The sequence below is a fragment of the Neisseria sp. P0014.S009 genome, assembly GCF_051958155.1.
Taxonomy (GTDB): domain Bacteria; phylum Pseudomonadota; class Gammaproteobacteria; order Burkholderiales; family Neisseriaceae; genus Neisseria; species Neisseria flavescens_C.
Map to the genome: position 1 here is coordinate 1 of NZ_JBQCVS010000061.1, position 391 is coordinate 391.

Below are 391 nucleotides of genomic sequence, written 5' to 3' on the forward strand. Positions count from 1 at the left end.
GCTTTCGCCTCTGGCGTTCCTTCCGATATCAACGCATTTCACCGCTCCACCATCTGTTCCGCCCACCTCTGTCTCCCTCAAGTCCGGTGGTTTGAAGCGCAGTTCCCCGGTTGAGCCGGGGGATTTCACACCTCACCTACCAGACCGCCTACGAACTCTTTAAGCCCAGTGATACCGAACAACGCTTGCCACCTCTGTATTACCGCGGCTGCTGGCACAGAGTTAGCCGTGGCTTCCTCAACCGGTACCGTCAGTCTTCGACGTGTTAGGTCGAAGCTTTTCGTCCCGATCAACAGGAGTTTACAATCCGAAGACCTTCATCCCGCACGCGGCGTCGCTCGGTCAAGCTTGCGCTCATTGCCGAAGATTCTCGACTGCAGCCACCCGTAGG

At 57.3% G+C, this 391-nt stretch carries 1 rRNA gene; it reads right to left on the reverse strand.

The window, feature by feature from the left end:
- Positions 1 to 391 (reverse strand): 16S ribosomal RNA (locus ACTHS4_RS11660); the annotation flags it as partial.